This window comes from Micromonospora sp. DT44, from assembly GCF_049841635.1.
GTDB lineage: Bacteria > Actinomycetota > Actinomycetes > Mycobacteriales > Micromonosporaceae > Micromonospora.
The window spans coordinates 42,785-62,861 of the sequence record NZ_JBNCKS010000004.1 but is presented as its reverse complement, the minus strand read 5'-3'; the positions used below and the strand labels follow the sequence as shown (position 1 = coordinate 62,861).

The window sequence follows — 20,077 nt, the reverse complement described above, 5'->3', positions numbered from 1 at the left end:
CACGCATCCACCACGGAGGTAAGGCCGCATAATGTCCAACTTCCCGTTCCTCTCGGTGCTCACCGTGGCGCCACTGGTGGGCGCTCTGGTGGTGGCCTTCGTGCCGCGCCACCGGCCCGAGCTGGCCAAGCAGGTGGCGTTCGCCTGGTCGCTGCTCGTACTGGTGCTCTCGGTGGTGATGTGGGTCAGCTTCAACGCCGGCGGTGACCGGTTCCAGTTCCGGGAGTCGTACACCTGGATCCCGAACTGGGGCGTCAGCTTCACCTTCGCCGCCGACGGCATCGCGCTGGTGATGCTGATGCTGATCGCGGTGCTGGTGCCGTTGGTGATCCTGGCGTCCTGGCACGACGCGGAGTCGTCGAAGCGGTCCATCCCGGTCTACTTCGCGCTGCTGCTGATCCTCGAGAGCACGATGATCGGCGTCTTCGCGGCCGCCGACGTCTTCCTGTTCTACGTGTTCTTCGAGGTCATGCTCGTGCCGATGTACTTCCTGATCGGCAGCTACGGCGGCCACCAGCGGCAGTACGCGGCGGTGAAGTTCTTCCTCTACTCGTTGGTCGGCGGTCTGTTCATGCTGGCCGCGGTGATCGGCCTGTGGGTGGTCGGTGGCAAGACGTTCGACTGGCAGGCGCTGTCGCAGGTCGACATCAGCACCGGCACCGAGCGGTGGCTGTTCCTCGGCTTCTTCCTCGCGTTCGCCATCAAGGCCCCGTTCTTCCCGTTCCACACCTGGCTGCCGGACGCCGGTGGCGCCGCCCCGGCGGGCGCTGCCGCGTTGCTGGTCGGTGTGCTGGACAAGGTCGGCACGTTCGGCATCCTGCGCTACTGCCTGCCGCTGTTCCCCGAGGCGTCGAAGTGGTTCGCGCCCTGGGCGCTGGCGTTGGGCGTGATCGGCATCATCTACGCGGCGCTGCTGGCGGTCGGTCAGAACGATCTCAAGCGGCTGGTGTCGTACACCTCGATCGCGCACTTCGGGTTCATCGGGGTGGGCATCTTCGCGTTCACCACCCAGGCCGGCACCGGTGCGGTGCTCTACATGCTCAACCACGGCCTGGCCACCGGCCTGCTCTTCCTCGTGGTGGGCATGCTCGTCGCCCGACGTGGCTCGGCGCTGATCAGTGACTTCGGTGGGGCCGGCAAGCTGGTCCCGGTGCTCGCCGGTGTGCTGTTCTTCGCCGGTCTGGCATCGCTCGCCCTGCCGGGAACCGCGCCGTTCATCTCCGAGTTCCTGGTGCTGATCGGCACGTTCACGGTGAACAAGCCGGTGGCGGTCATCGCCACGCTCGGCATCATCCTGGCGGCGGCGTACGTGCTGTGGATGGTGCAACGCACCACGCAGGGCACGCTCAACCCGGCGCTGACCGAGGTCGACGGCATGCGCCGGGACCTCAGCCTGCGTGAGAAGGTCGTGGTCGCCCCGCTGATCGCGCTGATCGTGTTGCTCGGCTTCTACCCCAAGCCGGTCACCGACGTGATCAACCCGGCCGTCCAGGCGACCATGGACGACATCGGCAGGACCGACCCCGCCCCGTCGGTGGGCGGCACTCTCCAGGAGGCAGGCCGGTGAGCGCGAGGAGTGCAGCGCAGCGGAGCCCCGCAGTCGCGAACGAAAGGTCGGCACAGTGACCGAGTTGAAACTGCCGTCGCTCGACTACGCGGCGCTCGCCCCGATCCTGATCATGCTGGGCACCGCGTTGCTCGGCGTGCTGGTCGAGGCCTTCGTGCCCCGGCGCTCGCGACACCTGGTGCAGCTGACGCTGGCACTGCTGGCCGTGCTCGCCGCGCTGACCATGGTGGTCCTCAACGCCGACGACCGGCTCATCACGGCCGGTCAGGCTATCGCGGTGGACGGGCCGACGCTGTTCCTCCAGGGCGCGATCCTGGTGCTGGCGGCCATGGCGCTGCTCCTGATCGGCGACCGCTCCGTCGAGCGGGGCGGCGCGTTCGTCGCCCAGGCCGCCGTGACGGCGGAGTCGGCCGACGACCGGAAGCAGGCTGAGGGCCGCAACGGCCTCACCGAGGTGTACCCGCTCGTCACGTTCGCCATCGGCGGCATGCTGATCTTTGTGGCGGCGAACGACCTGCTGACCATGTTCATCGCGCTGGAAGTCTTCTCCCTCCCGCTGTACCTGCTCTGCGCGCTGGCTCGCCGCCGGCGGCTGCTGAGCCAGGAAGCGGCGATGAAGTACTTCCTGCTCGGCGCGTACGCCTCGGCGTTCTTCCTGTTCGGTGTGGCCCTGATCTACGGCTTCACCGCCGGTGTTCCGGGCCGTTCCGCCGGTGTCGACTTCGCGACCGTCAACGCGGCGGTGAGTGAGTCTCCGGCCAGCCCGGTGCTGCTCTTCGCCGGCATGGCGCTGCTCGCCATCGGTCTGCTCTTCAAGGCCGCCGCGGCCCCGTTCCACGTCTGGACCCCGGACGTCTACCAGGGCGCGCCGACCCCGGTCACCGGCTTCATGGCGGCCTGCACCAAGGTCGCCGCGTTCGGTGCCCTGCTGCGCGTCTTCCACGTCGCGTTCGAGGGCGGGGGCTGGGACTTCACCCCGGTCCTCGGCGCGGTGGCGGTGCTGACCATGCTCATCGGCGCGGTGCTCGCGGTCACCCAGACCGACATCAAGCGGCTGCTCGCCTACTCCTCGATCGCCAACGCCGGCTACCTGCTGGTCGGCGTGCTGGCCCCGAGCAAGGACGGGCTGTCGGGCACGATGTTCTACCTGGTCGCGTATGGCTTCTCGGTGCTCGCCGCGTTCGCCGTGGTGACCCTGGTCCGGGACGCCGACGGCGAGGCCACCCACCTGTCCCGGTGGGCGGGGTTGGGCCGGCGTTCGCCGTTCTTCGCCGCGCTGTTCACGTTCATCCTGCTGGCGTTCGCCGGTATCCCGCTGACCAGCGGATTCACCAGCAAGTTCGCCATCTTCGGGCCGGCCCTGGAGGGCGGTCAGGCGTGGCTGGTGATCGCCGGTGTGCTGACCAGCATGGTGCTCGCGTTCCCGTACCTGCGGGTCGTGGTGATGATGTGGCTGTCCGAGCCGGGCGAGTCCACCCCGACCGTGACCGTGCCGGGCGGGCTCACCTCCGCCGCCCTGATGATCGGCGTGCTCGCCACCCTGGCGCTGGGCGTTGCCCCGGCACCGCTGCTCGACCTGGCTACCGGAGCCGCCGAATTCGTGCGGTGAGACGTGGCTCTACCACCGGGGGTCGGCGCGCGACAGCGTGCCGGCCCCCGCTGCGTATCCCCGAGCCGGAGCAGGTAGAACGGGTGTGGCATGGTTGATGGTGTGGTGATTCCGGCTGGCGAGCGTTCAGGTGCCACCGGTTCCGGCGGTCGCCGGGGTCGGGCGAGCATGAGTCAGTTCGGCGCGCTCGGCCTTCATCTCGCCGATCCCCGCGTCGAGGCGTCCGTGCTGGGTCTGCTGGAAGCGGTCGAGGTCGAGCTGAGCGCCAGTGTGGCCAGCGCCGACCCGTTCGTCTCCGAGGCGGCCCGGCACCTTCTCGACGCCGGGGGTAAGCGGTTCCGGCCGTTGCTGGTGGCGTTCGGCGCCCAGTTCGGCGATCCCACGGGCGCGCAGGTGGTCCCGGCGGCCGTGGTGATGGAGCTCACGCACCTGGCCACCCTCTACCACGACGACGTGATGGACGAGGCGGACGTGCGGCGGGGCGCGCCGAGCGCCAACTCGCGTTGGACGAACTCGCTCGCCATCCTGGTCGGCGACTATCTCTTCGCCCGCGCCGCGGACATCGCGGCGGACCTGGGCCCGGAGGCCGTCCGGTTGCAGGCGCGCACCTTCGCCCGGCTGGTGCACGGGCAGATCGCCGAGACGGTGGGGCCGCGTGCCGGCGACGACCCGGTCGCGCACTACCTGAGCGTGATCGCCGAGAAGACCGGCTCACTGATCGCCACGTCGGCCCGCTTCGGCGGCATGTTTAGTGGCGCTCCGGCGGAGTACGTAGAGGCGCTCGCCGGGTACGGCGAGACGATCGGTGTCGCCTTCCAGCTCTCCGACGACCTGCTCGACATCGCGTCCGAGTCGGTGCAGTCGGGCAAGACGCCCGGCACGGACCTGCGCGAGGGAGTCCCGACGCTCCCGGTGCTCTACGCCCGTGCGGCCGACGACTCCGACGCCTCCTCGGTGCGGCTGCGGGAGATCCTGGCGACCGGTCCGTTGACCGACGACGCGCTGCACGCCGAGGCGCTGGGGCTGCTGCGGGAGAGCCCGGCGCTCAAGCGGGCCCGGGAGATCGTGCGCAGCTACGCCGAGGACGCGCGCGCCTGTCTGGCCCCGCTCCCGGCGAACTCGTCCCGCCAGGCTCTGGAGTCGCTCTGCGACTACATAGCCGACCGCACAAGCTGACCCACCCCCTCCCACCTTCCCCGGCTCGGGTCCACCCTCCAGCTCCGGTGATCATGAAGTTATTGCCCCGACACGCCGTGTGATCGGGCAATAACTTCATGATCACCGGGTCAGGGGTGGGGGTTTTTCAGGAGGCGGCTGCCGGTCAGCATCAGGGCGGCGGCCAGCAGCATCGACACCGAGGCCGTGGCCCACATTGTCGGGTAGCCCAGGTGGGCGGCGAGCGGGCCGAGGCTCAGTGGGCCGAGGCAGCCGCCCGCGTACACCCCGGTCTGTGTGATCGAGGTGGCGGCGGCCGGAGCCTGCGGGTGCAGCCGGACCACCGCGAAGTTCATGAGGCCGGGCCACGCCCAGCCCAGGCCGAACCCGAGCACCACGCCCGCCACCAGCGGCACCAGGCCGGCCACCGCGAGCAGGCCCAGCCCGACCGCCCCGATCACCAGCATCGCGGCGATGAGCGCGACGTGACCGTTGGCCCGTCTGTCGGCCAGTCCGCCAGCGCCCACCCGGGCGACGACGCAGACCGCGCTGCCGAGGGTCAGGGTGAGGCCGGCGAGACCCGGCGAGAGGCCCCGGGCGGCGGCCGAGTCGACCAGGAAGGTGCCGAGCGCGTTGGCCGCGCCCGACGCCAACGTCGCCGCCGCGCCGACCACCACCAGGGCCGTCGTGCCCCGGCCTCCGCGCGTCCCGTCGGCCCGACGCGCACGACCGGAAACCTCCCGGGGTACGGCCGGCAGCGTGGTGAGCGCCGCGACTGCCGCCACCACGAACGCCCAACGCCAGCCGGCGGTGAGCGCGATGGTGGGCACCGCCGCGCCGGCTAGCAGCGTCGAGACCGGGATCGCCGCCTGCTTGACGCCGAACGACAGGCCCTGCCTCCTCGGCGGGACGTGCTCGGCGAGCGCCGCGTTGCTGGCCAGCTGGCCGAGGGCGTTCGCGGCGGCGCTGAGCGCCAGCAGCGCGAGCAGCATCTCGTACGAGTGGGCGAGCGCTGCCACGGCCAGCATCGACCCGGAGGCCAGCACGATGCCACAGCGGGCGACCAGCGCCGGCCCGTACCGCTCGACGAGGCGTCCGGAGGGCACCGAGGCCAGCGCGCTCACGCCGAAGTAGACGGAGACGGCCAGGCCCAGCCCGGCGGGGGAGAAGCGGAGATCCGTACCCATCTGGACGGCGAGGCCGCCGAGCAGGAAGACGGGCAGTACGCAGGCCACGGTGGTGACCACGGCGCCGGCGCTGGCCCGGATGGGACGGGTGCGGACGCGCGCGGGGGTGAGGACGGTGTCGGTCATCGTGCGGCAAACCTACGCGAGTCGTGCTCAGGCAACTCCCGGTGACCGCCGGTGTACGAGGAGTGGATGGTGATCTGGCATCCTCGACCCGAACAGGCATTTCGCACGCGGCCTGTTTTTCATATGGTGTAAGTCCCCGGCGGCGGAGGTGGTTGTGCGCGACCCCTTGGCAGAACCTTCGGACCTGATCCGCAGCGTGTCCCGAGCACTGCGGGTGCTCGAGTCGGTCGGTCGCGCCCCGAAGGGCCTGACCGTCAAGCAGATCGCCCGACGGTGTGAGCTGACCGTGGCCACGACCTACCACCTCGTCCGCACCCTCGCGTACGAGGGTTACGTGATCCGTCGCGAGGACGGCACGTACATCGTGGGCCTCGAGGTGGCCGACCGTTACCGCGAGTTGGTGACCGCGTTCCGGGGGCCGCCGGTGGTCGGCGAGACGTTGCGACGTGCCGCCGTCGACACCGGTTACAGCCATTTCCTGGGTCGGTTCGTCGGCGGTCAGGTCGCCATCACGGCGGTTGCCGAGGGGCACCGTTCTCCCTACCTGGAGGATCTCGTTCCCGGCTTCGACGAGGGGGCCCACGCGACCGCTCTCGGCAAGTCCCTGCTCGCCACCCTGACCGCCGAGCAGCGCTTCCGCTATCTCCGCGAGTACGGCATGCGTCCCTTCACCACCGCCACGCTGACCGCCAGCGAGGCGTTCGAGGCCGACCTGGCCGCCGGTGACCGTCGGGGGATGCAGTTGGAGTTGGGACAGTTCCGCCAGGGGGTGGCCTGCGCGGCGGTGCTCGTGGCACCCGACAAGGACATGGAACGTCGGGTCGTGCTGGCCTGCGCCCTGCCCGCGAGCGAGATGATGACCTCGGCCCGTGTCGTACGCGCGAAGCTGCTCACCGTCGCCCGTACGGTCGCCGACGGCATCGCCGCCGACCACTGACCGCAGCGAGGCCGAGAGGCCCCCTCCCTGGCTGGGAGAGGGCCTCTCGCGGCGGTCCAGCGCCGAACCGCCAGGGGAGAACGTCAGCTGCCCACCGGGCCGCCGTTGAGGCGCCAGGTGACCACCACGCCCGGCTTGGCGTAGTCGCCGTCGGGCCAGTTCGAGGCCGGGTTCTCCACCGAGGCGCCGGTGATCTCGCCCGGGTGCTGCACCGCGACGAACACCGAGCGGTTGTCGCCGGTGATGAACGGGCCGCAGGTCTCCGCGCCGATCGGCACGGTCAGGAACTGCTTGAGGTGGCCCTTCTCCGGACCCTCGACAGCGGTGGCGAAGAGACCGTCGTTGCTGCCCAGCGCATTGCCGTCGGTGGAGATCCACAGGTTGCCGGTGGCGTCGAAGGCGACGTTGTCCGGGCACGAGATCGGCGAGACCTGGGTCTTGTCGTACCCGGAGAAGAAGGTCGAGGGGTCGGTCGGGTCGCCGCAGACGATGGGGAGTGACCAGGCGAACGTCGCCGCCGTGTTGTCGTCGCGGTCCTCGACCAGCTCCAGGATCTGCCCGTGCTTGTTGGCGTTGCGCGGGTTGGCCTCGTCGGCCGCCGCCTTGCCGGCCTTGCCGCGGTCGGTGTTGTTGGTCAGCGCCACGTACACCTTGCCTGTGAGGTGGCTCGGCTCGACGTCCTCGGGACGGTCCATCTTGGTCGCGCCGACCTTGTCACCGGCGAGCCGGGTGAAGGTGAGCACGTCCGCGGCGGTCATCCCGTCGACGAACGACCTGTTGCCGCTGACCAGCTTGATCCAGCGCCCCCGGCCGTTGAACGCCCCGTCGGTGGGGAGCGTGCCGGAGCCGTCGATCTCGGCGGCGCTGGTCTGGTCGAGCTTCGCCACGTACAGCGTGCCGGACTCCAGCAGGGTCAGGTTGTGCTTGCGGGCGGCCCAGGAGTTGCCCTTGAGGAACTTCTTGTCCGAGACGAACTTGTACAGGTAGTCGAACCGCTCGTCGTCGCCCATGTACGCGACCACGTGGCCGTCCCTGGCGACGATGACGTTCGCGCCCTCGTGCTTGAAGCGACCCATCGCGGTGTGCTTGCGCGGACGGCTCTCCGGGTCGAACGGGTCGATCTCGACGACCCACCCGAACCGGTGCGCCTCGTTGGGGTGCTTGGCCAGGTCGAAGCGCTCGTCGGCGCGTTCCCACTTGCGGCTGCCGCTGGGGTAGCGGCTGGTGGTGCTGATCCCGTACCGGTCGAGCTTCGGCTTCAGCTCGGCCGGGGCGGCGTCCGCGCCCACGAAGTACTGGTTGAAGTTCTCCTCACCGGAGAGCACGGTCCCCCACGGGGTGACGCCACCGGAGCAGTTGTTCAGCGTGCCGACGACCGTACGACCCTTGGGGTCGGCGGCGGTCTTCAGCCAGGCCGAGCCGGCGGCCGGGCCGGTCAGGTCGAACTTGGTGCTCAACGCGGTGACCCGCCGGTTGTACGGCCGGCGGCCGTTGCCCACGGGCTTCCACTGCCCGGTGCCACCGACCCGCTCCAGCTCCACCACGGACATGCCGTGCGCGGCCATGGCGGTGCGCAGCTGCTCCACGGAGAGTCCGTCCAGGCCGGGGAACCCGGGGAACATGAGGTCCTCGTTGGTGTACTCGTGGTTGACCACGAGCAGCGCCCGCCGGCCCTGCTTGTCCAGCGGCAGCACGCCCACGAAGTCGTTGTTGTAGCCGAACTGCTTCGACTGCGCGGCGGCGCTCTGGTGGTGCAGGTCGAACGCCGGCGCGCCCGGCAGCACCGGGTCACCCCACTTGATCACCACGGCGTGGTCGTAGCCGTTCGGCACGACCAGGGTGTCCAGCTTGTTCGGCGGAATCGGCTTGAAGGTCAGCGCGCCGCTGCCGACACCCGTGGTGGGACGGCCGAAGCCGAAGTTCTCCGGCACGTCCCCGGTGGTGGGGGCCGCGCTGGCGGGGGCCGCGCCGGCCAGCGCGCCGACCGCCGCGCCGCCGAAGCCGAGCACCAGGGCGCCGACCGCGCCGGCCCGGACCACGCCGCGCCGGGAGACCTCCGCGTCCACCGCGTCCCCGAAGTACGCGTTGTCGGACGTGTTCGGTACGGGGTGGTCACAGGCGTTGCCGCAGCGGTACAGGCAGGTCATGGCGTCACGAGTGCCGTGTCGCTTGCCGGTCAACAGGGGGAGCAGCCGGGGACGGTCGCTCATTTCAGAGGCCTCCAGTTGAGTGTGGTGGCGCGACAGGCGGCGTACCAGCCGGACGCTAGGAGGACGCGGTGAGCGGTCGTCGGCCGCGATGTGAACCAGGCGTGAACACCTGCCCGGCCAGCAGTGGTCTGACCTCGGGCTGAACCGTTCGGCGTCACCACACGTATTCCCGGGCGGACGCACCGCCGGACACGCGCCGGAAGTGAGGAGACCGCCATCAGCGACCATGACGCCCAACTGCTGCGGGCGCTGCACGACGAGCACGCGGAGGCGTTGTACGCACACGCCCTGCGGCTGGTCAACGGCGACCGGCAGCGGGCCGAGGACCTGGTGCAGGAGACGCTGCTGCGGGCCTGGCGGCATCCCGAGTCCCTCGACCCACGACGCGGCTCCGTGCGGGCCTGGCTGTTCACGACCGCCCGCAACCTGGCCATCGACGCCTGGCGTCGACGCTCCACGCGGGTCGGCGAGGTGTTCACCGACGAGATTCCCGAGCCGCCGGAGGTCGTCGACGAGGCCGAACGCGCCGTCGAGGCGTGGACCGTCGCCGAGGCGTTGAACCGGCTCAGCCCGACCCACCGTGAAGTCCTGGTGGAGTGCTTCTACCAGGGGCGGTCGGTGGCCGAGGCGGCGTCGCGACTGGGGGTGCCGCCGGGCACGGTCAAGTCACGCACCCACTATGCGCTGCGCTCACTACGGTTGGTCCTGGTCGAGATGGGGGTGACGGGATGACCCGGTGCGAGTTCGCGCACGACGACGGCGCGTACGTGCTGGGCGCCCTGGCCCCCGCCGAGCGGGCGGCCTACGAGCGGCACCTCGCCGGCTGCGCCTCGTGCCGGGACGCCGTCGCCGAGATCGCCGTCCTACCGGGACTGCTCGGTCGCCTCGACCCGGCGGGCCTGGAACAGTTCCTGCCACCGCCGACCGCGCCCCGGGCGCCCGCGCTGCTCGAGGAGGCCCGGGCGCGCCGACGCCGCGAACGGACCAGGACCCGTCGGCGGTACGCCCTGACGACGCTGGCCGCCGCCGCGTTGGCCCTGGTGGTCGGCGTGGGAACGGCCGCCGTACTGCCCCGACCGGTCGCCCCGCCGCCTGACCCGGGGGCGCAGGGCAGTTCCCGCGCCGTCCCGCAGGTGTCGATGGTCGCCATGCGGCCGGTGGCACTCGCCGGTCCGGTGCACGCCGACATCGGTCTGACCGGCAGCAAGTGGGGCACCGAGATCACCATGCACTGCGGGTACGACGCGCGGACGAGCTACGGCAAGGCGTACCCGTTCCGGCTGGTGGCGAAGGGACCGAGCGGCGCGAGCGAACAGATCGGCTCCTGGCTCGCCGCGCCGGGCGACGACCTGGTGTTCACCGGCATGACCCGCTTCACCGACGCGGAGCTGGTCAGCGTGGAACTCCAGAGAGCCGACGGCACCCCCCTACTCACCTACGCAGTCCCCTAACCCCGCCCGCCCGCCCGCCCCCGCCCCGCCCCCACCTCCGCCCCGCCCCCACCTCGTCGATGATGGAGTTGTGGTGGGTGACAAAGCGCCCGAACTAGTGTTCGGCGGGCACCACAACTCCATGATCGACCACGATGGGGCGGGCCTGGCGGGACTGGCGGGCGGCGCGGATGGCGTCGGCGGTGAAGACCACCAGGGCGAGCCAGACCAGCGCGAAGCCGGCGAGGCGGGCCGGCGGCATCGGCTCGTGGAAGATCAGCACACCGCAGGCGAGCTGGAGGATCGGCGCCAGGTACTGGATCATGCCGAGGCCGGTCAGCGGCAGCCGGTTGGCGGCCCCGGCGAAGAGCAGCAGCGGGATCGCGGTGGCCGCGCCGGCCAGCACCAGCAGCGCGGTGTGCCCGGCCGAGACGTGCCCGAAGGTCAGTCCGTCGTGCCGGGACAACCAGGCCAGGTAACCCAGCGCGGGCAGCGCCAGCACCGCCGACTCGACGAAGAGCCCCTCGGCGGCGGGCAGCCCGAGCCGCTTCTTGATCAGGCCGTAGCCAGCGAAGCTGAACGCCAGGGTCAGCGCCAGCCAGGGCAGCCGGCCGTAGTCGATGGCGAGCACCGCGACGGCAGACCCGCCGATACCCAGGGCCACCCACTGCGCGGGCCGCAGCCGCTCCCGCAGCACCGTCACCCCGAGCAGCACCACCACCAGGGGGTTGATGAAGTAGCCGAGCGCGGTCTCCACCACCCGGTCAGAGCTGACGCCGTAGATGTAGGTACCCCAGTTGACGGCGATGAGCACCGCCGCGGCGACGATCCCGGCGAGCGCCGCGCGTCGGCGCAGCAGGGCCCGTAGGAAGCCGACGTTGCGCAGCGCGCCGAGCAGCAGAGCCACGAAGAGCACCGACCACACGATCCGGTGGGCCAGGATCTCCATCGGGCCGGTGGGCCGCAGCAGCTTGAAGTAGAGCGGGAAGAAGCCCCAGAGCAGGTACGCGCCGATGCCGTAGAGGTATCCAAGGCGGAGTGGCGTCACGCCTCCACCGTAAGGGGCGTACCTCCGTTTTGTTCCTTTCCGGTGATCGGGGTCACCGGCGGTCGCCGGTCGAGGTTCATCCACCGCTCGGGAACGTCCAACGGGGTGAAGCCCACCCGCGCGTACACCTCGTGCGCGTCGTTGGTGGCCAGCAGGATCCGGCGTACGCCCAGGTCGGCCAGGTGGTCGCGGACCGCACCGGCCAGCCACGTGCCCAGGCCGAGCCCTCGCGCGGAGCGGTCGACGTACACGTCGCAGAGCCAGGCGAAGGTGGCGCGGTCGGTGACCACGCGGGCCACCGCGACCTGGCTGTCGTCCTCGGTCCGGTAGATACCGAACGGCAGCGACTCCGCGAACGCGCGCACGACGGTCTCCCGGTCGCGTCCCAGTGCCCAGTACGCGTCGGTGGACAGCCAGTGGTGCACCCGGTCCAGGTCGAGCCGGGCGGGATCGGTGCTGAGCAGGTGGCCGTCGGGCCGGATCAGGGTGAACACGTCGGCGACGCTAACCGACCCGAGGGGGCCGCCAGCCGGCCAATTCCCGAACTCTGGTCACCGGACCGCCCTGCCCATCGGGGCCGGGCGGTCCGGGACGGTGGTGGTCGGTCAGTCGCGGTCGAGGACGGCCCCGAGGATCCACGTCACGATGCTCACGAACAGGGCGCCCAGGACGGCGGCCGGCCAGAACCCGTCCACCGAGAATGGCAGGTCGGCCTGATTGGCGATCCAACTGGTGAGCAGGAACAGCAGCCCGTTCACCACCAGCGCGATGAGGCCGAGCGTGAGCAGGTAGAAGCCGCAGCCGACGGTCTTGATGACCGGCTGGAGCACCGCGTTGACGATGCCGAAGATCGCCGCCACCAGGACCAGCGTGGTGACCGTCTGGACGGCGGAGGTCGATTCCAGGTCGATGCCCGGAATGAGCAGCGTGGCCAGCCAGAAGGCCAGTGCCGTGGTGGCCAGCCGAATCAGCAACCCTTTCAGAAAACCCATGGCGGGGATCGTGCCACGGACCATGCGCGGGCGTAACCCGTCAGTTTGACCATCGAGGACGACCGGCCCGCCACGCGCGGCCGCTCTGGCCCTGAGCGCGGGCGCGCTCAGGCGCGTGCCGGCCGGCCGATCAGCTGGGATTCGATCGGAGTCGGGGAGAGCAGCGCCCACCGCAACGCGCGACGATTCACCACCGCCACCATGTCGTCACCGATGCGGGTCAGCCAATCGGCCGAGGCGCCCAGGCCCAGCGCCGCGCCGGCCAGCGTCGCCTCCGCCGGGTGCAGCCGCTGGAGCACCGCCAGGTCGGCGCGACTCAACATGTCCACGTCGGCCGGGGTCAGCTCGTCGCGCACCACCAGGGTGGCCCGCCACGCCGGACCGGGTTCGGTCTCGGCCGGCACCGGTCCGGTGTCGACGACCAGCAGCAACGGCCGCAGGGCGGCGCCGGCCGATTCGGCGACCGGCCGGCCCGGCGGGATGAGCGGAATCGTTCCGCCCGGCGCGCCCACCCCCCGTACGAACGGCTCCCACGCGCGGGGCCGCGACGTCTGCACCACCACCAGCGCACCCAGGGCCATCGCACGCAACGCGACGAGCTGAGCGGTACGCACCCCGCCCAGCAACAGCACCCGCGTGCCCTCCGGCCGGAACAGCCGCACGGTGACCGCGCCACCGTGCCGGTTGGTGCCGACCATCATCCCCGCCTCGCCCAGGGTCAGCTCCCAGTCGTCCAACGCCGCCTCGGGCCGCCCGGCCGAGAGGAGCGCCAGCGGCAGCGTGCCGGCCAGGCCGTCCAGGTGCGCGCCGTCGAGCCGCCGCAGTTCCCCGCCCGCGCCGTCGACGAGGCGGCCCAACGCGTCGACGGCCACGGTCAGTTCGGCCGTCGACGTGGCAGCCAGGCGTACGGTCAGCTCGGTCACCGCGTCCGTGCCGGCGGCCGGCCCCACGCAGAGCGACACGGTCGTCGCGGTCGCCGGCAGCGTCAGCAGCCGGGGTACCAGCCGCCGGGCCCCCACCCCACCGGCCGGTGGCCAGCGGACCAGCCGGAACGTCGCCTGGACCAGAGCGCCGGTGCGCAGCGACGGCCAGGCCTGGAGTACCGGCTCGCCGTCGTGATGGGCCAGCTCGCCCAGGACCCGCAGCGCCGCGGGTACGCCGAGCGGCCGGGCGGTCAGCGGCCCGAGCCGACGGATGATCCGGCGGGTCGTGCCGGCGAGCGCCCGGCGCAGCGCCTCCGGCGTCCAGCCGTCCGCCCGCAGCACCCGGACCGCCAGCACCGCCCGCTCCCGCCCGACGAGGCGGCCGTCGGTGAGCTGCCGGTACGAGGTCCCGACCGTGCCACCCGCCGTCGGTACGGGCGCCGGTGTGCCGGTGAGCAGCAGTTGGATCCGTACCGGTGGCACGTCCGGCCCCGGCGTCGGCAGCAGCGTGGACGGCGCGGGGATCGCCCGGGACGCGTCGCCGAGGAGGTCGCCGGGGTCTCCGAGTTCCAGCACCACCACCATGCCGCCGGTGTCCTCCAGCACCGCCGCCGGCCCGCTGGACAACTCGGTCGAGCCGACGACGGCGCCGGGCGCGACCAGGTCGAGCAGTTCGGCCGGGCCGGCCCGCTCGCCCAGTCCGCGACGGCGGGTCACGTGCCCGGCGGCGGTGCCCAGCCACTCGAAGAGCCACCGGCCCCGGAGCCGGACGCAGACGGCCGTCACCAGAATCGTCGCCACCAACAACGCGGCGACCATGACCGGGGCGCCCTGGCCGGAGGCGGCGAGGACGACCGCCACGGCGATCTGCCCGGTGACCAGTTGGCCCGCGCGCATCCCCGCACCGAGTCGACCGATGGCGGCCCACCGCGCGGTGGGCCGTCGAGCGGGTACGCCACCTCCGCGCGCTGCGCCGCCGAGAGCGCCCGGCGCGCTGCCGCCGATCGTGGTCGATCCGACGCCCGGTGCGGTGTCGACCGACAAGACGGCGGGGATGTCCGGCCCGGCTGTCGGGGAAGCTGCGGTCGGGCCCCACCCGGCGTCGCTCGCCGGTTGCGCGCCTGAAGTGGTGATCGGCGGCACCGCGCCTCCTCGACCCGGTCTGGACGTGCCCGGCGGCCGACCGCCCCCGGATGCCCGTCACGCGCCGCGACAGGGCTGCCGCACATAGTAGGCGACCGATGGCTGTCGTAGTTGTCCACAGGGGGGAGCCGGGGGGTAGCAGAACCGCTACCAGGCCGCTACCGTCAGCCACGAAGTTCATCGCTGACCCGTGTCCGACCGTGTTCGTCGAGCGGGCCACGCGAGCGGTGCGCTCCCACCGCGGGCGCATTGACAGCCAGGCACGACCGAGGAGACGAGGTGACGTCCGGGTGTCCCAGACCCAGGCAGAAGCAGCGGTGATGAAGCAGACCGCCGCGAAGTTCGAGCAGGTGGACCAGTCGTTGCAGTCCATGCTGACCGGCCTGCTGGCCGAGTTGGAGGTGTTGCAGCAGGCCTGGCGCGGCGCCGGCGGGCGGTCGTTCGCGCAGGTCAAGCGACAGTGGGCAGACGATCAGGCGGCGTTGCACCGCGCGCTGCGGGAGACCGCCGGTGCCGTTCGCACCGCCGGCCGACAGTACGACGTCTCGGACGACGAGGCGGCCAGCCGGGTGGCCGGCACCAACCACGGCGGCATCCAGCTGCCGCTCTGACCTGCCGGGGAGGGCGTTCCGATGGACAACGGTGTGCTGGTCGTCAACTTTGCCGCGCTGCAACAGGCCGGCGCGGACATTCAACGGGCGCTGAACACGCTCGACTCGCAGCTCGGCCAGCTCGAACGTGACGCTGCGCCGCTGGTGTCGGCCTGGTCCGGTGACGCCCGCCAGGCGTACGAGCAGCGCCAGGCGCGGTGGCGCTCCGCCTCGCAGGACCTGCAGGCGATGCTGCGTGCCATCAAGTTGGCGGTGGACGACTCCGTCGCCGACTACCTCGACACCGAGAAGAAGAACACCGGGCTGTTCCAGTGACGTCGGTGGGCCGGGAGCGCTGACCGTGACCGCGTCGGCGTCCCGGTCACCCTCGGGTGAGGGCCACGGCGGCGACCGGGCCGGGTCAGGCCGGCTCGGCCGGTCGCCAACGTCGGCGCGCGCCCCGGGGCAGCACGAGGGCCAGCAGAACCACGGCGACCGCCGTCACGCCGATCACCGCGCCGGCCACCATAGCCCGGTCCCGGGCGGTCGCGCGACGCGCCTGGCGGGCCAGCGCGGCCTGATCGGTCCGGTCATCGGCGAGCGCGGCCGCGGATCGGGGTCCGCCCGGCCGGCCGCCGGTCTCGGTGACCGCCCGGTAGGGGTTCAACACGCCGGCCCCGTACCCGCCGCCGTGTCCCGGGCCGGGTGCCGGATCGGCCGTGGCGACGATCCGCTCCACCACCTCGGTGGCGGTCAGCTCGGGTCGGTACGCGCGCAGCAGCGCCGCGGTGGCGGCCACGAACGGCGCGGCGTAACTGGTGCCCTCCACCCGTTGGTGGCCCTGAGCGGGCGCGGCGACGAGCACCTCGCTGCCGGGGGCGACCAGATCGACGTACGCGCCGGTCTGCGAGAAGGTGGCCCGTGCCCCGTCCGCCCCGATCGCGCCCACCCCGAGCACCCCGTCGTACGCGGCCGGGAACGGGCGCGGGTCACCGTTGTCGTGCAGGTTGCCCACGGCGGCCACCAGCACCACGTCGCGCTCGACGGCGTACTGGACGGCGGAACGGACCTGCGGGTCGTCGGCGTACAGCACCACGGAGAGGTTCACCACGTCGGCGTCGTGGTCGACGGCCCAGCGGATGGCGCGGGCGAACTCGCCGGCGCTGACCGTGCGCCCCGATTCCCGGCCCTGCACCACCTGCTGCTCACTCACACGTACCGGCAGGATCCGGGCGGCCGGCGCCAGACCGTGGAAGGCGACGTCGGGCTGCGGCGCCGCCGCGATGATGCTCGCCACACCGGTGCCGTGCCCGGCACAGTCCTGGCCGCCGTCCCCACCCGGTTCGAGCAGGTCGGCGCCGGGCAGCACCCGACCGGCCAGTTGGGGGTGTGCCCGGTCGACGCCGGAGTCGACCACGGCGACCGTCACCCCCGCGCCGGTGGTCAGCGGCGCGAGCCGCGCGGGGTCGTACCGCTGCTGGGGCCACGGTGTGGCCTCGACCGGTCGAACGGGCGTCAGTGGGGTCGCGCAGACCGGAGCCGATCGGCGCGGGCCGGCGGCGACGGCCGGACCTGTCGCGCCGGTCAGCAGCGCGACCGCCAGACTGGCCAGGACCGGGTGCGCAATCGACCGGGACATCGACAGCCTCCGTATCGTGTCGGCTCCGGAACGGGATGTTATCGCCTCGCCGCCGCCGGGGCGGACCGCCGCCGGCCAGCCATTGTGATCTTGATGCCACCTTGTAGGTTGTACGCGATACCTGTGGCCTGTTCTCGGGAGGAGAGGTGGCCGTGACCGAATGGGAGCCGGCCACGGAGGCCGAGGTGGCGATGCGGGACGCGCTGCGCGCCAACGACCAGGAGCTCTACTTCCGCCTCCTGTCCCGTACCGATCTGCTGTTGCCCGTCTCCGCACCGGCATCCTCCGGTCAGGCCGCCGGCTGGGGCACCTGGACGACCGGTGGCCGGACGCACGTACTGGCCTTCACCTCCACCACCGCGCTGCGGGCCTGCCTCGGCGAGCACGCGGGCACCCACCGGCGTGTTCCGTTCGCCGACCTCGCGCTGGGCTGGCCAAACCACGAGTGGTGGCTCGCGGTCAACCCCGGGCTGCCCGTCGAGGGGTACCTGCCGTCCTGGTTCGTGTCGCAGCTCTCCCGTGGTGACGTCCGGCTGCCGGGGCGCGCCATGGGCGCCCGGGCCCGGCTGGAGCGGGCCGAGACCCTCTCCCGGTTCCGGGCGGGTACGACCGGTCGGGAGGCCCCTCCCGCAGCCGGGTTCGTACCGCCCTCGCCGCCGGTCCCCGAGGCGACGCCGCCCGGACGACCCGGGCCGAGGGGCGCGACGCCGCCGGTGTCGCCGACCCCCGCCTCGGGTCCTCCCACCCGCTCGCCCGGCCCGGGTGACCTGCCGCGCCGCTCCGGGGTGGAGGACATGCCCGCCGCCGGGCCACCGCAGCCGACCGAACCGCCCCGCACCGTCCGGCCGGGCCCCGGCGACGGGCCGGGACCGAGCCGCACCGCTGCTTCGCGGTACGTGCCCCTGGCCGCTGACCGCACCCGCACCGCCCCGGTCGACCAGCCGATTCCACGCGCCGGCCGGTCGTCCGCGACCCGGCCGGTCAGCGAGGGTGACGGCCCGGCCGTCGGTGGTGGCGCCAACGAGGACGGCCGGCGCTCCTTCTTCGAACCGACGTCCGGTCGTAAGTCGGGCCTGACCCCGGGCGACGGTCGGACGGGCGACCGGGCTGCGCCGCCGTCGCGGTTCGGGCGCGGCAGTCAGCCCTTTCCGCGCCGCCGCCCCGCCGACGTGCCCGGCGGCGACAGCGCGACCCAGGCCTTCGCGATGCCCGCGCCGGACGTCAGCCGCGGAGCGTGGCCGCCCGCGGCTGACCTGGGCACATCCCGGGTGGTGCGAGCGCCGCTGACCGATGACGAGGCCACGCAGCCGTTGCCGCCGCGACGGCCCGACCCGTTGGCCGAGGAGCCCACCCGTGCATTCCGGGTGCCCGGTCCGGTCAACGGCGGGCCGCCACCGGCCCGCCCTTCGGAGCCGGCGGACGAGACCCAGGCGATCCCGCGTGGCCGGCCTGCTGAGCGGCGGCGCTTCGAATCGGTGGAGGATCTGCCGCCGGCGGTCGCGGAACCGGTCTCCGGCCCGCCCGCCCCCCGTCGCGGCTTCACGCCCATCGTCATCGAGGGCACCATCATCGAGTCCCGCGATCTCGATCCGCCCGAGGTCGGCCCCTTCTTCGACACTGCCCGGCGACCCGGCCCGACGACCACCGCCCCGCCACCGTTCAGCCCGTCTGTGTCCGGCCCGTCTGTGCCCGGCCCGTCCGTGCCCGGCCCGTCCGTGCCCGACCCGCTCGCGTCCGACCCGTCCGTGCCCGGTCCGTCCGTGCCCGGTCCGTCTGTGTTCGGCCCGTCTGTGCCCGACCCGTCCGTGCCCGACCCGTCCGTGCCCGGCCCGCTCGCGTCCGGCCCGCTCGCGTCCGGCCCGCTCGCGTCCGGCCCGCTCGCGTCCGGCCCGTCCGTGCCGGATCCCACTGCCTGGGCCGCGTCTGGTGGTGGAGCGAGCCTGTTCGAGCCATCCAGCGTCCCCCCGGCCGCCGACGCCTACCTGGCAGGTACCGGACCGGCCACCGACGCCGGCCCGGGCGATGCCCGTTCGGCCGGCGACGCTGGCTTCGGCGGCGACACCGGTGGGTCGTCCCGATCCCCGGTGGCTTACGAACCCGAGCCGGCACGCCCCGACTCCCACGCGGAGGCGACGATCGCGGCCGCCGTCGAGCCTCCGACGGTCGACGAGCCGGCGTCGCCGCAGTTCCAGCCGGCGAACACCGTCGAGGAGGACCTGCTCGGCGCGGCCGGGGCCGGAAGCACGGACACGTTCCTGTCCACTCTGCTGCTGGCCCGCGTGCTGCTGCCGGCTGCGGCGGACTCGAAGCGGGGCAGCCGCCCCGGCGACCCGGGCTTCGTCTGGCGCACCGCCCGCCTCGACGGCGAGACGTACGTGGTGGTCTACACGTCCCCGGAGCGCCTCGCCGACCACGTCGAGGGTGCCGTCGACACGGTCCGGGTGAAGTTCGCCCAGCTGATCCGGCGCTGGCCCGACGAGGACTGGTCGTTCGCCGTCAACCCGGGCACCCCGGTCGGCGCGAAGTTGCCCGGTGACCAGATCGTCGCGTTGGCCAACTGGGCCGCCGAGGTGGGCCTGGGCGACGACCTGGAGGTCGACCCGGTGGAACCGGCGGCCGAGGCGGAACCCGCCGCGCGTCCCCGGTACGCCCCGGCGGCGGTCGACCCGGCCCGCCCGACCGTGATGCAGAAGGCGATCGCGCCCAGCCAGCTCGCGTACTACCTGGAGCGGGGGTACGACCGGGTCTCGGGTTTCGTGCACCGGGCCGGTGAGCTGGCCCACCTGGCCATGCCGGCCGAGCTGCACGACGCGTTGGGCCTGAACTACCCCGGTTCGCCGTTCGTGCGGGACGCCGAGGAGATCTACGTGCTGCGTTGGCCGGCGCACCGGCCCAGCCTCTACCGGATTCCGTACGGCGGGCAGAACGAGGCGGCGATGCGTGCCATGGAGGGTTGGGTCATCGAGCGCCCACCGTTCCGGGGGAACGGCTTCGCCCCGGGCGAGAGTAGTGACGTGGTGGCGGAGTTCAAGGTGGACAGCGCCCGCCTTCCGCACGGCGCGCAGCTCTGGCGGATCGGTGGCGACGGCACCGAACGGGTGGTCGCGGTCCTCGACACGGACGCGGTCACCTGGCGGCGGGTTCCGGAGGAGTGATGCGCGACGGTTACGTGGCCCGCTGGCAGGGCCGGGAGTACCAGGCCAGCCCGGACGGCGACGACATCCGCCTGTACCAGCCCGAGCCGGGCGAGGGCTTCGAGGAGGTCCGCGCGGGCCGCCACGTGCGGGTGCTGCCGGCGAGCGAGATCGAGGATCTGGCGTACGTGCGGACGACCTGCACCTGGCAGGGCCAGCCGTTCATCGTGCTCGGCGAGCACGACGCGTGGCTGCGCGTCGAGTACACGGGTGGTCGTTGGCCGGTAGCCGAGGCGATGCGGTTGGAGGTCTTCGACTTCGGCGTCTACCAGGGCTGGGCGCCGGCCGCCGAGGTCACCGACCTGCGCGAGCAGCGGGTCTGAACGG

At 72.5% G+C, this 20,077-nt stretch carries 17 protein-coding genes; 10 read left to right on the top strand and 7 right to left on the bottom strand.

The window, feature by feature from the left end; translation table 11 throughout:
* The first annotated feature begins 31 nt into the window (after positions 1-31).
* The 3 genes from ACLQ25_RS03700 (at position 32) to ACLQ25_RS03690 (ending at position 4,352) form a co-directional block, all read left to right on the top strand.
* Positions 32-1,567: an NADH-quinone oxidoreductase subunit M gene (locus ACLQ25_RS03700; protein WP_425729042.1), complete on the top strand. Its 1,536-nt coding sequence runs from the start codon at positions 32-34 to the stop codon at positions 1,565-1,567.
* Positions 1,568-1,622: 55 nt separating this feature from the next.
* Positions 1,623-3,176: an NADH-quinone oxidoreductase subunit NuoN gene (gene nuoN / locus ACLQ25_RS03695; RefSeq protein WP_355048261.1), complete on the top strand. Its 1,554-nt coding sequence runs from the start codon at positions 1,623-1,625 to the stop codon at positions 3,174-3,176.
* Between the two features lie 90 nt (positions 3,177-3,266).
* The gene (locus ACLQ25_RS03690) at positions 3,267-4,352 is read left to right on the top strand and encodes a polyprenyl synthetase family protein (protein ID WP_425729040.1); all 1,086 of its coding nucleotides are present in this window, start codon (positions 3,267-3,269) and stop codon (positions 4,350-4,352) included.
* A gap of 110 nt (positions 4,353-4,462) precedes the next feature.
* Here ACLQ25_RS03690 and ACLQ25_RS03685 read toward each other — a convergent pair whose 3' ends face one another.
* Complete coding sequence (locus ACLQ25_RS03685) at positions 4,463-5,644, bottom strand: MFS transporter (protein ID WP_425729038.1); 1,182 nt, start codon at positions 5,642-5,644, stop codon at positions 4,463-4,465.
* A 154-nt stretch (positions 5,645-5,798) separates the two neighbouring features.
* Here ACLQ25_RS03685 and ACLQ25_RS03680 point away from each other — a divergent pair, with 154 nt between their 5' ends.
* Positions 5,799-6,581 carry an IclR family transcriptional regulator gene (locus tag ACLQ25_RS03680; protein WP_425729036.1) on the top strand — a complete coding sequence of 261 codons (783 nt, stop codon included), beginning with the start codon at positions 5,799-5,801 and terminating at the stop codon, positions 6,579-6,581.
* An 83-nt stretch (positions 6,582-6,664) separates the two neighbouring features.
* Here the strand turns inward: ACLQ25_RS03680 and ACLQ25_RS03675 are convergent, their stop codons facing one another.
* A complete protein-coding gene (locus tag ACLQ25_RS03675; RefSeq protein ID WP_425729034.1) occupies positions 6,665-8,791 on the bottom strand; it encodes a PhoX family protein in 2,127 nt (708 codons plus the stop codon).
* Positions 8,792-9,007: 216 nt separating this feature from the next.
* Between ACLQ25_RS03675 and ACLQ25_RS03670 the strand changes: the two genes are divergently transcribed.
* Both ACLQ25_RS03670 and ACLQ25_RS03665 read left to right on the top strand, forming a co-directional pair.
* Positions 9,008-9,523, top strand: coding sequence for a sigma-70 family RNA polymerase sigma factor (locus ACLQ25_RS03670; RefSeq protein ID WP_425729219.1), 516 nt, complete (start codon positions 9,008-9,010; stop codon positions 9,521-9,523).
* The gene (locus ACLQ25_RS03665) at positions 9,520-10,242 is read left to right on the top strand and encodes an anti-sigma factor family protein (RefSeq protein WP_425729032.1); all 723 of its coding nucleotides are present in this window, start codon (positions 9,520-9,522) and stop codon (positions 10,240-10,242) included. Before ACLQ25_RS03670 ends, ACLQ25_RS03665 begins: the two co-directional genes overlap by 4 nt.
* A 94-nt stretch (positions 10,243-10,336) precedes the next feature.
* Here the strand turns inward: ACLQ25_RS03665 and rarD are convergent, their stop codons facing one another.
* From rarD to eccE, 4 genes are all read right to left on the bottom strand, one after another.
* The gene (gene rarD, locus ACLQ25_RS03660) at positions 10,337-11,269 is read right to left on the bottom strand and encodes an EamA family transporter RarD (protein ID WP_425729030.1); all 933 of its coding nucleotides are present in this window, start codon (positions 11,267-11,269) and stop codon (positions 10,337-10,339) included.
* Entirely contained in the window at positions 11,266-11,763 is a 498-nt protein-coding gene (locus ACLQ25_RS03655) for a GNAT family N-acetyltransferase (protein WP_425729028.1), read from the bottom strand. Before ACLQ25_RS03655 ends, rarD begins: the two co-directional genes overlap by 4 nt.
* Before the next feature lie 111 nt (positions 11,764-11,874).
* Positions 11,875-12,261, bottom strand: coding sequence for a phage holin family protein (locus ACLQ25_RS03650; RefSeq protein ID WP_425729026.1), 387 nt, complete (start codon positions 12,259-12,261; stop codon positions 11,875-11,877).
* Positions 12,262-12,368: 107 nt separating this feature from the next.
* Positions 12,369-14,081, bottom strand: a complete 1,713-nt coding sequence (eccE, locus tag ACLQ25_RS03645; RefSeq protein WP_425729218.1) for a type VII secretion protein EccE — start codon at positions 14,079-14,081, stop codon at positions 12,369-12,371.
* 536 nt (positions 14,082-14,617) lie between these two features.
* On the opposite strand from eccE, the gene ACLQ25_RS03640 reads away from it, so the two are divergent.
* Together ACLQ25_RS03640 and ACLQ25_RS03635 are read left to right on the top strand one after the other, a co-directional pair.
* Positions 14,618-14,938, top strand: coding sequence for a WXG100 family type VII secretion target (locus ACLQ25_RS03640; RefSeq protein ID WP_425729024.1), 321 nt, complete (start codon positions 14,618-14,620; stop codon positions 14,936-14,938).
* 21 nt (positions 14,939-14,959) lie between these two features.
* Positions 14,960-15,253, top strand: coding sequence for a WXG100 family type VII secretion target (locus tag ACLQ25_RS03635; RefSeq protein ID WP_425729022.1), 294 nt, complete (start codon positions 14,960-14,962; stop codon positions 15,251-15,253).
* Between the two features lie 85 nt (positions 15,254-15,338).
* Here the strand turns inward: ACLQ25_RS03635 and mycP are convergent, their stop codons facing one another.
* Entirely contained in the window at positions 15,339-16,556 is a 1,218-nt protein-coding gene (gene mycP / locus ACLQ25_RS03630) for a type VII secretion-associated serine protease mycosin (RefSeq protein ID WP_425729020.1), read from the bottom strand.
* Positions 16,557-16,708: 152 nt separating this feature from the next.
* Between mycP and ACLQ25_RS03625 the strand changes: the two genes are divergently transcribed.
* Positions 16,709-19,711 carry an SseB family protein gene (locus ACLQ25_RS03625; protein ID WP_425729018.1) on the top strand — a complete coding sequence of 1,001 codons (3,003 nt, stop codon included), beginning with the start codon at positions 16,709-16,711 and terminating at the stop codon, positions 19,709-19,711.
* On the top strand, positions 19,708-20,073 hold the full coding sequence (locus ACLQ25_RS03620) for a hypothetical protein (RefSeq protein ID WP_124822515.1): 366 nt from the start codon (positions 19,708-19,710) through the stop codon (positions 20,071-20,073). The genes ACLQ25_RS03625 and ACLQ25_RS03620 overlap by 4 nt, the downstream gene beginning before the upstream one ends.
* Positions 20,074-20,077: the final 4 nt, after the last annotated feature.

What these genes read in the sequence shown, in the direction of transcription:
- ACLQ25_RS03650 (WP_425729026.1), bottom strand. Translation starts at nt 12,261, where the DNA reads ATGGGTTTTCTGAAAGGGTTGCTGATTCGGCTGGCCACCACGGCACTG.
- ACLQ25_RS03690 (WP_425729040.1), top strand. Translation starts at nt 3,267, where the DNA reads ATGGTTGATGGTGTGGTGATTCCGGCTGGCGAGCGTTCAGGTGCCACC.
- mycP (WP_425729020.1), bottom strand. Translation starts at nt 16,556, where the DNA reads ATGTCCCGGTCGATTGCGCACCCGGTCCTGGCCAGTCTGGCGGTCGCG.
- ACLQ25_RS03675 (WP_425729034.1), bottom strand. Translation starts at nt 8,791, where the DNA reads ATGAGCGACCGTCCCCGGCTGCTCCCCCTGTTGACCGGCAAGCGACAC.
- ACLQ25_RS03665 (WP_425729032.1), top strand. Translation starts at nt 9,520, where the DNA reads ATGACCCGGTGCGAGTTCGCGCACGACGACGGCGCGTACGTGCTGGGC.
- ACLQ25_RS03635 (WP_425729022.1), top strand. Translation starts at nt 14,960, where the DNA reads ATGGACAACGGTGTGCTGGTCGTCAACTTTGCCGCGCTGCAACAGGCC.
- eccE (WP_425729218.1), bottom strand. Translation starts at nt 14,081, where the DNA reads ATGCGCGCGGGCCAACTGGTCACCGGGCAGATCGCCGTGGCGGTCGTC.
- ACLQ25_RS03685 (WP_425729038.1), bottom strand. Translation starts at nt 5,644, where the DNA reads ATGACCGACACCGTCCTCACCCCCGCGCGCGTCCGCACCCGTCCCATC.
- ACLQ25_RS03700 (WP_425729042.1), top strand. Translation starts at nt 32, where the DNA reads ATGTCCAACTTCCCGTTCCTCTCGGTGCTCACCGTGGCGCCACTGGTG.